This window comes from Streptomyces sp. NPDC001056, from assembly GCF_053598955.1.
In genome coordinates, this window is the sequence record NZ_JBSFLI010000020.1 from 83,102 (window position 1) to 99,116 (window position 16,015).

7 protein-coding genes are annotated in these 16,015 nt (G+C 74.1%); 2 read left to right on the plus strand and 5 right to left on the minus strand.

What is annotated here, in order from left to right; translation table 11 throughout:
* Both ACWDD7_RS23460 and ACWDD7_RS23465 read right to left on the minus strand, forming a co-directional pair.
* The gene (locus ACWDD7_RS23460) at positions 1–6,891 is read right to left on the minus strand and encodes an SDR family NAD(P)-dependent oxidoreductase (RefSeq protein ID WP_450458782.1); all 6,891 of its coding nucleotides are present in this window, start codon (positions 6,889–6,891) and stop codon (positions 1–3) included.
* 493 nt (positions 6,892–7,384) lie between these two features.
* On the minus strand, positions 7,385–8,539 hold the full coding sequence (locus ACWDD7_RS23465) for an endo-1,4-beta-xylanase (protein ID WP_450458783.1): 1,155 nt from the start codon (positions 8,537–8,539) through the stop codon (positions 7,385–7,387).
* Positions 8,540–8,943: 404 nt separating this feature from the next.
* Between ACWDD7_RS23465 and ACWDD7_RS23470 the strand changes: the two genes are divergently transcribed.
* A complete protein-coding gene (locus ACWDD7_RS23470; protein WP_450458784.1) occupies positions 8,944–10,068 on the plus strand; it encodes a hypothetical protein in 1,125 nt (374 codons plus the stop codon).
* A gap of 394 nt (positions 10,069–10,462) precedes the next feature.
* On the opposite strand, the gene ACWDD7_RS23475 is transcribed toward ACWDD7_RS23470, so the two are convergent.
* From ACWDD7_RS23475 to ACWDD7_RS23485, 3 genes are all read right to left on the minus strand, one after another.
* Complete coding sequence (locus tag ACWDD7_RS23475; protein WP_450458785.1) at positions 10,463–11,308, minus strand: spermidine synthase; 846 nt, start codon at positions 11,306–11,308, stop codon at positions 10,463–10,465.
* A gap of 51 nt (positions 11,309–11,359) precedes the next feature.
* A complete protein-coding gene (gene tuf, locus ACWDD7_RS23480) occupies positions 11,360–12,535 on the minus strand; it encodes an elongation factor Tu (RefSeq protein ID WP_450458786.1) in 1,176 nt (391 codons plus the stop codon).
* Positions 12,536–12,863: 328 nt separating this feature from the next.
* A complete protein-coding gene (locus ACWDD7_RS23485; RefSeq protein WP_450458787.1) occupies positions 12,864–15,116 on the minus strand; it encodes a DUF7507 domain-containing protein in 2,253 nt (750 codons plus the stop codon).
* Between the two features lie 159 nt (positions 15,117–15,275).
* On the opposite strand from ACWDD7_RS23485, the gene ACWDD7_RS23490 reads away from it, so the two are divergent.
* Positions 15,276–15,995 carry a TVP38/TMEM64 family protein gene (locus tag ACWDD7_RS23490; protein WP_450458788.1) on the plus strand — a complete coding sequence of 240 codons (720 nt, stop codon included), beginning with the start codon at positions 15,276–15,278 and terminating at the stop codon, positions 15,993–15,995.
* Positions 15,996–16,015: the final 20 nt, after the last annotated feature.

The following is a 16,015-nucleotide window of genomic DNA, read 5'->3' on the forward strand; positions in this document are numbered from 1 at the left end:
TCACCAGCCCGACGCGGTGTAGACGACGGCACGAACCGCCGGGTCGCCCCAGGCCAGTTCCCCGAGCAGGGCCGCGGTGCCCTCCTCCGGGTCGATCATCTCCACGCCTCGGCGGGCGTACTCGCGGCCGAGTTCCGCGGCCACCATGCCGGTGTGGGTGCCGGAGGGCGCCCAGGGTCCCCAGTGCACGGTGAGCGCGCGGTGTCCGCCGCGGGCGGCCCACTCGGCGCCGAGCACTTCGAGGGCGTCGTTGGCGGCGGCGTAGTCGCACTGGCCGCGGTTGCCGAGGACGGCGGCGATGCTGCCGAACAGCACGGTGAACGCGGGCGCCGAGGGCAGTTCGTCCAGCGCGGCGAAGAGCGCGGCGGCGCCGGCCGTCTTGGTGCCGTAGACCCGCTGGAAGGAGTCGGGGGTCTTCTCGGCGATCAGCCGGTCCTCGATCACCCCGGCCGCGAACACCACCCCGTCGAGGCGGCCGTGCTCGGCGTGGATCTCCTTGACCGCCTGGAGCACGGCGTCGTGGTCCCGGAAGTCCACCGAGTGGTAGCGGGCCGTGCTCCCGAGCGCGCTGAGTTCGTCGAGCGTCGCCGTGACCTCCCGCTGGGCGAGCAGGAGTTCGGCCGCCCGGTTGATCTCGGCGGGCGTCGGCGCCTCGGGACCGGCCGCGAGCGCCGCGCGCAGTTCGACGGGGGTGCGGGCGGCGGCGGTCCGCGGGGATTCGGGAGCGGTGCGCGCGGGGGTGCGGCCGAGGAGTTCGATCCGGCATCCGCAGGCGCCGGCCAGCGTCGCCGCGAACCGGGCGGTGATGCCCCGGGCACCGCCGACCAGCAGCACGACGGAGTCCCGGTCGAGCCCGAGCGCGGCGGCCTCGGCGGCCCCGGTCCCGGCAGGACCGGCGCCGGTGCTGCCGAGGGCACCGAGGGGGGCGGGGAGCAGGTCCGGGCGCCGACGGGTTCCGTCGGCGGAGCGCAGGACGACGGGGAGCGGGGCCGAAGCCGACGCCTGCGCGGGTGCGGTCTCGTGGGCCGGTGCGCACAACTCCGCGAAGACCGCGTCGGCCACCGCCGCCGGGCCGGTGTCCCCGACGGCGACGACCCGCGCCACGACGTCGGGGAACTCCCGGCCGACGGTGCGGAACAGCCCGTCCAGCCCGGCCGCCCGCGCCACCGCGGCGCCCTCCGCGGCACGCACGGCCAGCAGCCGGCGGACGCCGCGCGTCAGCGCCGCCTTGAGCACCGGGAAGGCGTCCGGCAGCACCGGCAGGTCCGGGCCGGGCAGCGCGCCCAGGTAGACCACCCCGTCCACAGCGCCGTCGGCCGCCCCGAGGACATGCCCCTGGTCGAGCAGGACGACCTCCGCGCCTCGCGCATCGAGCCGCGCCGCCACCTCGGCCGCCGCGCCCCCGCCGTCACCCAGCAGGAAGAACCGCTTCCCGGCGAGGGCGGCGGGCTCCGGCTCGGCCTCGGGCAGCGGCAGCGCCCGCATCTCGAACCGCCGGGGCGCCACCCCGAGGGGCGCCGCGTCCGGCTCCTGGGTCTCTTCCTCCGGGTGGACGGAGCCCGCACCGGCCCCGACGCGTGCCCCCAGCCACGCCGTCACCGCCGCCGCCGTACGCGCCTTGGTCAGCTCCTCCAGCTCGGCGTCGTCCAGCAGCTCCGCGCCCCCGGCGATGCCCAGCCGCCTGGCCAGCTCGCCCGCGATCTCGGCCCGCTTGATCGAGTCGATGCTCAGGTCCGCCTCCAGGTCGAGGTCGGGCTCGATCATGTCGACGGGATAGCCGGTGCGCTCGCTGATGATCTCCAGCACGACCCGCCCCACGTCGTCACCGGACGCGGCGACCGCTTCCTCCCGTGCCGCGGGAACGGCCGTTGCGGCCACCGGGGCCGGCTCGGCGGACGGCTCCTGAGGTGCGACCGCCACCGCGGCGACCGGAGGCGGCGGCGCCACCGGCGCCATCGGCGTCCCCGTCTCCCCGAAGTACGTGAGCAGCACATCCCGCTGCGCGGCGATCATCTCGCGCCCGCCGCGCAGGAATTCGGTGATCAGCGCGTCCCGGTCGGCGGGTGCGCCGTTGGGCTGGTCGGTGGTCACAGTCGTCTCCACGACGCGTCGGGCCGGCGCGAGGGCGCCGGCGAGCAGGGCTCCGTCGGCGGTGCGGACGAGATGTCCGTCGACCGTCCAGCCGGGCCGGGCGGGGGCCGGGGCGCGCAGCGCGTCGACGGCGTCGCGGCCCTGGAAGAGCCAGGCGGCGCGCACCGGGGCGCCCGCGGCGGCGAGCAGGGCGAGGGCGTCGAGCCAGCCGGGCAGTCCGCCCTCCGGCTCGGGCTCGGGGGCGACCGCGCGGTGCGGGCGGTCGCCGAGGATCTGCCCGACGAGCCGGGTGAGGACCGTACCGGGGCCCGCCTCGACGAAGATCCGCGCGCCTGCCTCGTACATCGCCTCGATCTGGGCGGCGAACGCGACGGGCGCCCCGATCTGGGCGGCGAGTTCGGCACGCACCCCGTCGGGGTCCGACGGGTAGGGGGCGGCGGTGCGGTTGGCCCAGACGGGGAACTCGGGCGCCCGCACCTGCTCGACCGCGAGGGCCTCGGCGAACCGCTCCCCCGCCCCGGCCACGACCGGACTGTGGAAGGCACAGGCCACGGGGATCCGCTTTGCGCCGAGACCGGCCGCGCGCAGCAGGCGTACGGCGGTGTCGACATCCTCCGTGGGTCCCGAAATGACCGTCTGCTGCGGCGAGTTGAGGTTGGCTACGACGACCTGCTCGGGCGCTCCGGCATCGCGCAGCGCCGATCGGACGTCCTCGGCGGATGCGCCCACGGCGGCCATGGAGCCCGGCTCGTCACCCGCCGCCGCCAGGATCGCGGCGGCCCGCTCGGCGCTGAGCCGGGGCAGGCTCTCCGGGTCGAGGGCGCCGGCCGCGGCGAGGGCGACCAGTTCCCCGTAGCTGTGTCCGGCGGCCAGGTCAGGCTGCACGCCCGCGGCGCCGAGGAAGGCGTGGGCGGCCAGGCCGGTGGCGCCGAGCGCGGGCTGGGCGGCCCGGGTGTCGGTCAGCGCGGCCCGGCGGCGTTCGCGGGCGGTGTCGTCGAAGGCGGCCGGCGGATAGACCGCGTCGGCGTGGTCCGGGTGCAGATGGTCGCGCAACTCGGGCAGTGCGACGAGGAGTTCGGCGAGCATGCCGGTACGCTGGCTGCCCTGCCCGGGGAAGAGGAAGGCGACCTTGCCGCCCACCGGGTCCGCGGCGTGGATTCCGGCACCCGCTTCCCGCTGCGCCCCGGTGAGGACGCCCCGCAGCCGCTCGACCAGCTGTTCCACGTCGCGGGCCACGAAGGCCAGTCGCACCGGTTCGCGCGACGTGTCGGCGCGGCGGGCGGCGGCGAGGGCGAGGTCGCGCAGCCGCCAGGGCCGACCCTCCGCCTCGGCGGCGCGCAGCAGTTCCCCGGCCTGCCGATGCGCGGCCGCTTCGTCCCGGCCCCGGAACAGGAACAGTTCGGCGGGCCACTCGTCCATGGCCTGCCGCGGGGGCACGGCGTCCCCGTGCGCGGCGAGCACGGCATGGAAGTTGGTGCCGCCGAAGCCGAACGCGCTGACCCCGGCGAAGCGTTCGGCCGCCGGCTGGACCCAGGGCCGGGCGCCGGTGTGGAAGACGAAGGGGCTGTCCTCCTCCGACCAGGCCGGGTTGGGCCGCTCCAGGTGCAGGGTGGGCGGCGTGACGCCGGTGTGGAGCGCGAGGGTCGTCTTGATCAGTCCGGCGAGTCCGGCGGCGCACTTGGTGTGCCCGATCTGGGACTTCACCGAGCCGAGCGCGCAGCCGCCGGTGCGGGCGCCCGCCTCGGCGAACACCTCGCCGAGGATGCCGAGTTCGGTGCGGTCACCGACGACGGTGCCGGTGCCGTGCGCCTCCACCAGACCGACCTGCGCGGGCGAGACACCGGCGTTGCGGTACGCCCGCTCCAGCGCGGCCCGCTGGCCCTCGGGCCGCGGCGCGGTCAGGCCGAGGGAGCGGCCGTCGCTGGCGGAGCCGAGGCCCTTGACCACGCCGTAGATCCGGTCGCCGTCGCGCTCGGCGTCCGCGAGCCGCTTGAGCACCACGCAGGCCACGCCCTCGCCGAGCGCGATGCCGTCGGCCCCGGCGTCGAAGGCACGGGAACGCCCGGTCGGGGAGAGGGCGTGGACGGAGGAGAACAGGACGTAGTCGTTGATGCCGTTGTGCAGGTCGGCGCCGCCGCACAGCACCACGTCGCTGGTGCCGGAGACGAGTTCCTTGCAGGCCACGTCGAGCGCGGCCAGGGAGGAGGCACAGGCGGCGTCCACGGTGAGGTTGGCGCCGCCGAGGTCGAGGCGGTTGGCGATCCGTCCCGAGATGACGTTGGCGAGCATGCCGGGGAAGGAGTCCTCGGTCAGCCGGGGCAGTTGGTCGTCGAGTCCCTCGGGGACCCTGCCGTAGTACGACGGGAGCACGGCCCGCAGGGTCACGGCGTTGGACAGGTCGCTGCCCGCCTCGGCCCCGAAGACGACGGCGGTGCGCGAGCGGTCGAACTCCCTTCCCCGCTGCCCGTATCCGGCGTCCTCCAGGGCTCGGCGGGCCACCTCCAGGGACAGCAGCTGCACGGGCTCGATGCTGCCGAGGGAGGCGGGCGGGATGCCGTAGCCCAGCGGGTCGAAGGGGACGCGCGGCAGGAAGCCGCCCCATTTCGAGGCGGTGTGCCCCTCGGCGTGGTGCACCTGCGGGTCCCAGCGGTCGGCCGGCACCTCGGTCACGGCGTCGCGCCCGGCGACGACGTTCGCCCAGAAGGCGGCGAGGTCGGGCGCCTGCGGGAACACGCAGGCCATGCCGACGATCGCGACGTCGAGCGGCGCGGGCGGCGGCATCGACTCGGTCTCCTCCGGGTGGATCCGGGTGCGGTCGGCGAGGAAGTCGGCCGCGCCGTCGGTCACCGCGCGGTGCAGGTCCGCCATCGTGGTCGTCGCCGACCGCAGGACGGCGACCTCGCCCGCCATGAACATCCCGTCGGCGAGCTGCCGTCGCTCACCGACCGCCCGCAACTCGCCCTCGGGTGACCGCTCCACCCCCTTGCTGGCGATCCGCAGCCGCCCCACGTTGAGCCGCTCCAGCGTCTCCCACACCTCCCGGTCGGGCAGGCCGCCGGCGCGCAGCGCCGCTTCGCGTGCCCGGTAGTCGTCGGTGAACGGGCTGGGCACGCACCGGGTGGCATGGCCGGGCGCGGTCTCCAGCAGGGCGGTCGCGGTGGCGGCGCGGACCTGCTCCTGGAAGAGCGGCTGGATGGCGCCGTGGGTGACGGCCTCCTGGGTGAACAGGTAGGCGGTGCCCATGAGGACGCCGATCGCGGCACCCCGCGCGGTGAGCGGCGCGGCCAGCGCGGCGACCATGGCGGCGGACCGCTCGTCGTGGACGCCGCCCGCGAAGAAGACCTCCACCCCGGCCGCCGTCTCGGGCTCGGCGCCGGTCAAGAAGTCTTCGAGGACGGCGAGTTGGGCCTCCCACAGCGGGAAGGACGCCCGGGGCCCGACATGCCCGCCGCACTCCGAGCCCTCGAAGACGAACCTGCGCGCACCGGCCTCCAGGAACTGCCGCAGCAGCCCCGGCGACGGCGCGTGCAGGAAGGTGCGGATACCGGCCCGCTCCAGCGCCTCGGCCTGGGCGGGCCGCCCGCCCGCGATGATCGCGTGCGTGGGCCGTAATCGTCGTACGACCTCCAGCTGGGCGTTCCTGATCTCCTCGGGCGCGAAGCCGAGCACACCCACACCCCAGGGCCGCCCGTCCAGCACGGCCTGTGCCTCGGTCAGCATCGCCCGGGTCCGCGCACCGTCGGCCAGTGCCAGCGCGAGGAAGGGCAGCGCCCCGTCCGCGGCCACGGCGGCGGCGAATCCGGCCTGGTCGCTGACCCGCGTCATCGGCCCCTGCGCCACCGGCAGCCGCGTCCCGAGGGCCCGGCTCATCGCCGACCCCGGCCGCAGCGCCTGTCCGGGGCCCGGCCCGGGGGCGCCCGCGGAACGGCCGTCGAGCACCGGCCGCAGCTGCGCCGTCATCCCCCGCACCACGCCCCGCACATCCCCCCACCGCTCGGCGAACCGGGCGGCGAGGAAGCCGTCCTGGCCGACGGGAAGCAGCTGGTGGGCCGGGTCGCGGGCGCCGAGCAGGGCGGCGACCGCCGCGGGGTCGTCGGCGGGGGGCGGGGGCGCGTCGGGGCCGCGGCGGCGCAGCACCCGGTGCCCGCCGACGACCACCGTCTCCGCGCCGTCGAGGGTTCGCAGCACCGCGCGGACCGTCTCCGGGAGCCGGGACTCGGGCAGCAGGGCGAGCTGGCTGTCGAGGACGACCCCGGCGGCGCCACCCGCCACGGCGGCGGCCGCCGTACGCGGCCCGACGCCACCGCACGCCCAGACGGGGAAGCCGGTCAGCTCCTCGTCCGCGAGCAGCTGCTGGAGCAGCACGAAGGTGCTCAGCGCACCGGTGGGGCCGCCGCTCTCGGCGCCCCGGGCGATCAGCCCCTGGGCACCGGCCCGGACGGCGGCCCTGGCCCGCGCGAGATCGGTGACCTCGGCCAACACCCGGTGCCGCCGGGCCAGTTCGGTGATGTTCCAGGTCGGGTCCGGGCCCGTCGGGTCCGGCGCGAGGACGACGAGGCCGGGGCCGTCGGACAGGTCGGCCGGGGTGAGGGCGCAACGCGCGGAGACCCGGACGCCGTAGGGGCCCGGTGCCGTTCTTCTCAGCCGGGACAGCTCCTGCCGGCATCGTCGGTCGCCGTTGCCGAGATCGAGGACGCCGAGCCCGCCTGCGCCGGTGGCGGCCGCGGCGAGGCCCGCGTCGGGTTCTCCGAACGGGGTGAGGCACAGGATCAGATCATGAGAGCGCACAGGGGAGGTCATGAGACTCCGACACAATCGGCGAAAAGCACGGTGGGGGGTTGTGCGGCGGAACTCTCTGGTGCGAGGGCACCGGAAACTAGCGAGGGGCTACTCACGGGTCAACAACGACGGCCCCTTCGCCCCCGCCGTGGCCGTGATCCGGCCAGACCACCGAATTCCCCGCAAGCGCCGAGAAACCGGCACTACCGGGTCATCGGCGCGGGCCCGCACCCACCGGAGCCCGCGCACCACATCACCGCAAACACGGCAAAGCAGGCACCCGCTTCACCGTTCACTCACCTGGCCGCAACACGCCGTGACACCGGGACCGTGTCTGTAAATTCCGCATGACCTTTGGCCCCTGGCGAGGATCCGTACCGGCCGGAAAGCGCCAGAAGACCAGAAAACGCCAGAGGAGCGGGAAGGGGCCACGGGGCGAAAGAGGTTCAGGGACCGGAGAAACCGGAAAACGAAGAAGGGCCCCGCGGCAGGGCCCTCTCCTCCTGAACGCGGTTCAGCCGTTGCCGTGGCGCGGGCCGCCGGCCGTGAGCCGCAGGTCCTGCTGGAGCGCGGAGTACGCCGCCTTCGGCTTCAGGTTCACGTCGTAGAGCAGACCGTAGCCCTCGCCGCCGAACGTGTCCGGGATCCAGGAGTCGCCGTCGTAGACGCCCCAGGCGGTGAAGGAGATGCACTGCTTGACCAGCTCGCAGCCCTTGAGCAGTTCGGAGAACTCGTAGGGCTGCGCGTACTGGGCGAGCGAGTCGGTGGGCACCTGGTCGGTCCGGTTGTCGACGAAGGTGCGCACGTCGGCCTCGGTGACGGCGACCTTGAGGCCCAGGTCGCCGAAGGCCTGGAGATCGGCCTGGTAGCGCTGGGCGTCGAAGCCGTACTGCGTGTCGAGGTGGCCCTGCTCGCCGATGCCGTCGATCGGAACGCCCTGCGCGCGCAGCGTCTTGACGAAGTCGTAGACGGCCTGGAACTTGACGTTGGTCCCGTCCTCGCCGGTGATGTTGTAGTCGTTGTACATCAGCAGGGCCTTCGGGTCCGCCTTGTGCGCCCAGCGGAACACGTCGCCGACGATGCCCGAGCCGAGGTGCTTGACCCAGAAGTCGTCGGCGTTCAGGCCGTCGGCCTGCGGGGTCTCCCAGGAGTTGGCGAAGACCTCGTTGACCACGTCCCACTGCCACACCTTGCCCTTGAAGTGCGTGACCTCGTCGGTGACGTGCCGGTGGAGGATGTCGCGCAGCTGCGCGTCGCTGATGGAGCCGTTCGCGACCCCGGTGGTCAGCCAGCCCGGCAGCTGGTTGTGCCACATGAGGGTGTGGCCGCGGACCGCCTGCCCGTGCTGCTGGGCGAACCCGACCAGTCGGTCCGCCGCCTTCCAGTCGTACACACCCCGGCTGGGCTCCATGCTCTCCCACTTCATGGCGTTCTCGGCCGTGACCGTGGAGAACTGGGTGGCGACGATGTCGGTGTAGCCCTTGTCGCTGCCCAGCCGGGCCGCGTCGACCGCGGTGCCGATGCGCAGTCCCTGCTTCGAGCCCAGCGCCCGCAGGGAGGTGTCCGAGCCGCTGTTCCCGTTGGCGAACGCGACAGCGGCGGGGATGAGCAGGAGAGCGGCGGCGGCACCGGTGGCGACGAGCGTGGATCTGCGTCGAAGCTGCTTCACGGCAGGCTCCCGGGAGTGAGTGGGCCTCGAAAGTTTCGGGCCAACGTTCGATCGGAGCTGGCAAGCTAGACCTCGTGATCTCACGGAGTCAATGGGGCTGCATCCCCTGATCCATATCGGACTCTGCCCCGCCCGGAAGAGCGAAACTTTCGAGCCTCCCGCCTGGTGCCGCGCCGAACGGCCGCGAGAACGGGGAAGGTCCCTTGGCCCCTGGGGCACCGTGGGTCGCCGTGGCCGTCACCGGCCCGACGGCCGGCGTCCGGCAGTCGGTCTCGACCCACCCGGTGTCACCGGCGGCAGGAGCCGCCGACCGGCACAGCCGCCCCCGCGCCGCACCGCTTCGCTACGGCCCTGACGAGGTCCCGTGACCGAACCGTGCCGCCGCCGCACTAGTGTTGTCGGCCATGTGGCCAGATCAGCAGCCGCCCGGGGGCGCGCAGAACCCGCAGCAGAACCCGTACCAGCAACCGGGTTACCAGCAGCAGCCGAATCCGTACCAGCAGCCCGGGTACCAGCAGTACCCGCAGCAGGGCCAGCAGCAGGGAGCGGGGCCGTATCCGCAGCAGGGTCAGCCGGGGGCGGGGCCGTACCCGCAGCAGGGCCAACCGGGGGCGGGGCAGTACCCGGGGGCCGCCGGCCCCTACGGGCAGCAGCAGCCCCCGTGGGGCCAGCAGCCGCCCACGGTGCCGATACAGCAGCCCCCGCAGGGCGGCGGGAACGGCGGCGGCAACCGCACCAAGCTGATCGCGATCGTCGCGGCCGCGGCCGTCGTGGTCGCCGCCTGTGTGACCGGCGCGCTGGTCCTCGGTGGTTCCAAGGACGACAAGGCGGACGGCAAGAACGGCGGCAGCACCAGCCCGTCGCCGACCGGGGCGTCGTCCTCCCCCGCCTCGACCGACAACCCGCGCGCCGCGGAGAGCGAGAAGCCGACCGTGCCGGGCTGGAAGGTCGTGGTGAACCCCAAGTGGGGCATCGCCTACGACGTGCCCTCCGACTGGCAGGCCCAGGCGCCCGACATGGAGGTGGGCTTCGAGGACCAGAAGTCCACCGACGGCAAGCCCCTGATCGTGATGTCGGGCACCGCGGAGGACCAGCCCAAGTGGTGCACGTCCGACGACAACAAGGACGGGCGCACCGACGACACCCCGCTCGCGGTCGTGGGCTCCAAGGGCGCCAGCGGCGCCAAGAGCACCGACCAGATCGCCGTCAACACCCCGGCCTGGTGGGTCTACGGCGGTTACACCCAGCCCGACAAGAAGAGCATCACCTTCGACAAGAAGGCCACGCCCTTCACCACCACGTCCGGCATCAAGGGCAGCTACGCGTGGGCGCGCTCCAGCGGCACCCCGCAGAAGGGCAAGTGCGCGAGCGACGGCAAGGCGCTGACCTTCGGCTTCCAGAACTCGGCGCACGACTACGTGTCGTTCAACTTCTACGGCGCCAAGGGTGTGCAGGGCGAGGTCCCGCAGGCCACGATCATGAAGATCCTCGGCTCGGTCCGCCTGCACGGCGCCCCGACCTCGAACTGACCCGGCGCGGCCCCCGCGTCGCCGTCCGTCACCTCCGGCCGCCTCACCCGCTCACCCGTGCCGGGTGAGGCGCCCCATCTTCCGCGACGACGGCCTCAGCGGCTGGGCCAAGGCCGGCTGGCCGGCCTGCGTGGTGGTGCTGCCGTACCTCGGCGTCCTGGTCCACCTGATCGCCCGCGGCGCCGGGATGGGCCGGCGGAGGTGGGGCAGGCGCAGCGGCGCAGGCGGGAGTTCGACGCGTACGTCCGCGAGACCGCGGGCGGGCGCGGCAGCACGGACGAACTGGCCAGGCTCTCGGAGATGCGCGGGCAAGGCACCGTCTTTCGACGAGGAGTTCGCCCGCGCCAAGGAACTCGTCCTCAGCGGCCGGCGTCCCGGTTCCCGACCCGCGGCGTCATCCGATGCCGAAGGACCCGCCCGGGGGCACCGGTGACGGCACCGCGTCCACGTCCTCGACCGGCCGCGCGTCGCCGATGAAGTCCCGTACGGACGTGCCGTGTTCGACCCGGGCGGGGAAGGCGTCCGCCGCCACCCGGCGGGCCAGCGTGGCGACGTCCGGCGGCCGGTGCGAGGCGATGAGCACCGCGTTGCCGAACCGCCGCCCGCGCAGCACCCCCGGCTCGGCGATCAGTGCCAGCTCCTCGAAGGCCTCGGCGAACGTGGCCAGTTGGGAGCGCAGGAAGGCGAACGGCGCCGCGTCCGCGAGGTTGGCGAGATAGGTCCCGCCGGGCCGCAGCACCCGCTCGGCCTCGCGGGCGTAGGCGAGCGTGGTCAGGTGGGCCGGGACCCGGGAGCCGCCGAAGACGTCCGCGATCAGGACATCGGCGCTGTCGTCCGGTGCGGCCTCCAGCCAGGCGCGGGCGTCCGCGGCGTGCACCGTGACACCCGCGCCCTCGGGCAGCGGCAGGTACTCGGCGACCAGCTCCAGCAGCCCCCGGTCCGCCTCGACGACGTCCTGCCGCGAACCGGGCCGGGTCGCCGCGACGTACCGGGGCAGGGTCAGCGCTCCCCCGCCCAGGTGCAGCACGTCCAGCGCCCGCCCCTCGGGGGCCACCGTGTCCAGCGCGTGCCCGAGGCGGCGCGCGTACTCGAACTCCAGGTACGTCGGGTCGTCCAGGTCGACGTACGACTGCGGCGCCCCGTCCACCGTCAGCAGCCAGGCCCGCTCCCGGTCGACATCGGGCATGAGCTTGGCGTCACCGTGGTCGGTGGTGCGGAAGACGGGTATCGATTCGTTCACCCGTCCATTGTCGGCGACCGCACCCCGAGGGGTGCGGTCGCCGTGGCGGGCTCACAGCACGGCGGTGACCGTACCCGCGCCGACCGTCCTGCCGCCCTCCCGGACGGCGAACCCGAGCCCCGGCTCCAGCGGCACCTCCCGCCCCAGCTCGACGGTCATCTCCGCCGTCTCGCCGGGCCGGACGACGGCCACCGCGCCGAGGTCGACGTCCCCGACCACGTCCGCGGTCCGGATGTAGAACTGCGGCCGGTACCCCGTGGTGAGGGGCGTGGTACGGCCCCCCTCGCGCCCCGACAGCACGTACACCCGCGCCGTGAACCGCCGTGCCGGCACCACGCTCCCCGGCGCCGCCACGACATGCCCGCGCCGCACCGCGTCCCGGGGCACACCCCGCAGCAGCACGGCCACGTTGTCCCCGGCCTGCGCCTCGTCCATGGGCTTGCCGAACGTCTCCAGGCCGGTGACGACGGTCTCGACGCCGTCCGCGCCGAGCACCGCCGCCCGGTCCCCGAGCCGCAGCGTGCCGCGCTCCACGGCGCCGGTGACGACCGTGCCGCGCCCGGTGATGGTGAGGACGTTCTCCACCGGCATCAGGAACGGCGCGTCCAGATACCGCTCGGGCATCGGCACGTACGTGTCCACCGCGTCGAGCAGCGCCTCGATCGACGCCGTCCAGCGCGGGTCGCCCGCGAGGGCCTTCAGCCCGGAGACGCGTACGACGGGCACCGCGTCGCCCGGGTAGCCCTGTGCGGTGAGCAGGTCGCGGACCTCCAGCTCGACCAGGTCGACCAGTTCCTCGTCGCCCGCGCCGTCCGCCTTGTTGAGGGCGACGACGATGTGGTCGACGCCGACCTGCCGGGCGAGCAGGACGTGCTCGGCGGTCTGCGGCATGATCCCGTCGAGCGCGGAGACGACGAGGATCGCCCCGTCGAGCTGCGCGGCGCCGGTGACCATGTTCTTGACGTAGTCGGCATGGCCTGGCATGTCGACATGGGCGTAGTGACGGGTGTCGGTCTCGTACTCGACGTGCGCGATGTTGATGGTGATGCCGCGCGCGGCCTCCTCGGGGGCGCGGTCGATGCGGTCGAAGGGCACGAAGGTGCCGGTGCCGCGCTCGGCGAGGACCTTGGTGATGGCGGCGGTCAGGGTGGTCTTGCCGTGGTCGACGTGGCCCATGGTGCCGATGTTCAGGTGCGGCTTGGTGCGCACATAGGCAGTTTTGGACATGGCTGTACCTCGAAGCCTTCGCGGTCGTAAGGAAGTTGAGGACCCCCAGGAGTGGCCGACCCTCCCCCTGCGGGGTCCGCCGGACGATCCGGGGAGGGTCAGCTTCGGGCGCCGTCGACAGCGGCCGCGAGCGTGGGAACGGCAGCCTTCGGCACATCCGCGACCGCGGATGCTGCGAGGTGGAAGGCGTACCGGAACATGAGGTCGATCATCGCCCACGGGATGTCCGGCGTCGAATGGTTTTCCGCCGCTCTCCCGGCGGTGCGGGCGCGCAGACGGCCGGCGCCGCCCCTGGGTGGGGCGGCGCCGGTGCGGTGCGGGGGGTGCGTCAGACGCTGCTGTGGCGACCCCGCTTGTCGCAGCCGCCCTTGTCGTCCGGCTTGCCGTACTCCGGCTTCGGCGGGCACTCGGGCTTGATCCTCACGGTGACCGTGGCCGTGGCGGGCTCACTGGCGACGTCCCGGCCCTGCGGGTCGGTGGCGCCGGCCTGTGCCACGTTGGTGATCCGGCACTCGATGGTGCCGCCGCCACCGCCGCCGCCCCGGGTGCCGGTCTCCAGGCAGACGTCGATGTCGGCCTGGGTGATCTGGTACGAACCGCGGCAGGTGGTGCTCGCCCCGGACACCAGCGAGGTGTCGTCGCAGGTCACCGTGGCGACACGGTCGTCCGCGACATGCACGTCGTGCAGCTGGGTGCCGCCGGTGTTGGTGACGGTGTACTCGTACTGGACCGTGGACCCGACCTGGAACGGGCCGCTGGCGACGACCCGCTTGTGCAGCGTGAGGTGGGGCTGCCCGACGGGGATGGTCTGGTACGTCTGCGGCGAGATGACGACCAACCCGTCCACGCTGCCGCTCGCCGTGGCGGTGTTGGTCACGGAACCGGCCGTGCCGTCGGCCGCGGTGATGGTGTAGGTGCCGGTGCAGGTGGTGCTGTCACCGGGCTCCTCGGCCGGGGCGAGCGTGGTGGACTCGCAGGTGATGTTCTGCACGTGGTCGTCGTGCACCGCGACACCGGTCAGCTCCACACCACCGGTGTTGCGGACGGTGTAGCGGTAGGTGACCGTCTGCCCGACCGAGTACGGGCCGGGCGTCTCGACCTGCTTCTCGACCTCGATGCCAGGCCCCCGCTCGATCGGCACGCTCTCCGAGGACGGCGGCGAGGTGACCGTCTCCCCGTCCGACGTGCCGTTCGCGGTGGCCGTGTTGTCGATCGAGCCGTGCGCGGCGTCGGCGGCCGTCACCGTGTACGTGGCCGTACAGGTGACGGTCCCCCCGGGCGGGAGGCTGGTCACGGGGCAGGAGACCGGGCCGACCTTCGGGTCGTCGACGGCCAGGCCGTCGACGGTCGTCCCGCCCGAGTTGGTGACCACGAAGTCGTACGGCACCTGCGAACCGACCGTCAGGTCACCGGGCAGCGGCTGCCTGACCTGCTTCACCAGGTTCAGCTCGGGGAGCGGCCGCTCGCTGCGGACGACCACGTTGCGGATGAGGTGGGTGTCCGTGAACAGACCGGTGGAGCCCGCGAACCCGAATTTGTAGGTGGGCGGTACGGGGGTCGGGGCGGCCGTCCGGAGCACCTGCCGGAAACCGTTGCCGTCGTTGAAGTCGATGGACACGGTGACCTGCGGATCGGGCGCCGGGGTGATCACCACGTGCACCCGGCGGCGCGACGGCTCAAGGTCCCGCTCGGCCTGGACCGGGTCGCTCGACACCTCGGTGGTGGGCCCCTGGAGCTGTCCCGGAAGGGTCGAGGGCCAGGGTCCGGTGGTCGAGAAGTTGCTCGTCGTGGCGGTGCGGAAGCAGTAGCCCTGGATGCCGTCACCGGGACCGCGCAGCGTGACCATGTTCGGCCCGGGCGCGGGCACGTGGAACGACGTGCCCGCGGGCGAGCGGCCGCCGGGCGGGCAGCCGTTGCCGCGGTGCTCCCAGTCGCCGAAGTAGTTCCCGAGGACGTCGAGCCCGACGCCCAGGTAGCCGCGGTCCACACCGGGCTGGAACTCGGCGTTCGGGTTGTCGTCGGGCAGCTTCTGCGCATAGCCGAGGCTGCCGCCGAAGGCGCCGGGGCGGGTCAGCTGCGTGTCGCCGTTGACCAGGAAGAACGAGATGCCGTCGGCCGGGGCGATCTGGCCGGTGGTGGTGCCGTACTGCCACTGGTCGAAGGTGACGTCGAGGCCCTCGTTGGCGGGCAGCGCGTGGTTGTGGAGGACGGCGCCGGCCTGGTCGGTCGAGGAGTCCGTCAGCCGGAGGTAGCCGTGCGGGGCGGCGTTGTCGGGCGGCACCGGACCGGTGCCCGCCGTACAGCCCCCGAGCGGATGGTCGCCCGGCCCCGGCAGGGCGCCGACCCGGGGCGCGCCGGTGAGGCACGCCGAGCCGACCCCCGTGAACTCCGGGGCCGTCGCCTGTGTGAACGTCTCCTCAAGCAGGGTCGAGCCGCCCTGGCGCGGCTGCGCGTGGGCGAGGTCACCGGTGTCCAGGGCCAGCGAGCCGCCCATGCCGAAGGCGAGGGTCAGCGCTGCCGCGGCGAGCCGGGAAGTCCGTGTGGGTCCGCCGAGCGGCGATGACCGTCGTTTTCGCTTCATGCACAGCATAGGTAGCAGTCACGCTCCGTAGGCCCTGGCGGGCAAGCCGCGCATCCCGGCCGACTACCCGGTCAGCCGCGCCGATCCGGTGCCTGCGACGGTCCGTCCGGGGAGCCCTCTATCATCGGCGGCGGCCGTCGATGTCTCCCAGGGGGTCACGTGCTCGATGCCACCACCGTCCCCGCGCCGCCCGTGCCCCGTGCGGGGTTCGCGGCCCGCTGCGCCCGCGCGCTGCTGTCGCCGTGGGCGCGCTTGTCCCTGCTGCTGGTGCTGCTGGCGGGCGCGGGCGCGCTGGTGCTGCTGGTCGAACCGCAGCGGCTGCTGACCCGGGGCTGGCCACCGCAGGCGGGCGGCCTCGTGGCGGCGCTGGCGTTCGGGGCGGGATACGGGCTGTGCACCGTGGCGTTCGTGCCGCGGCCGCTGCTGAACCTGGCGGCGGGCGCGCTGTTCGGCTCCCGGCTGGGGCTCGGCACCGCGCTGGCGGGAACGGTGCTGGGGGCGGGCGTGGCCTTCGGGCTCGGGCGGCTGCTCGGGCAGGACGCGCTGCGCCCCTTGCTGCGCGGACGGTGGCTGCGGGCGGCGGACGGGCAGCTGAGCCGGCACGGGTTCCGGTCCATGCTGGCGGCGCGGCTCTTCCCGGGGGTGCCGTTCTGGGCGGCGAACTACTGCGCGGCCGTCTCGCGGATGGGCTGGCTGCCGTTCCTGCTGGCGACGGCGCTCGGTTCGGTCCCGAACACCGCCGCCTACGCGGTCGCCGGGGCCCGCGCCTCGGCACCGACGTCCCCCGCGTTCCTGCTGGCGATGGCCTGTATCGGCGCCCCGGCGCTGGCGGGCACGGTGGTGGCGTGGCGGCATCGGCACCGGCTGCGCGGAAGGTGACGAGGGGGCGCGGCCGGTGA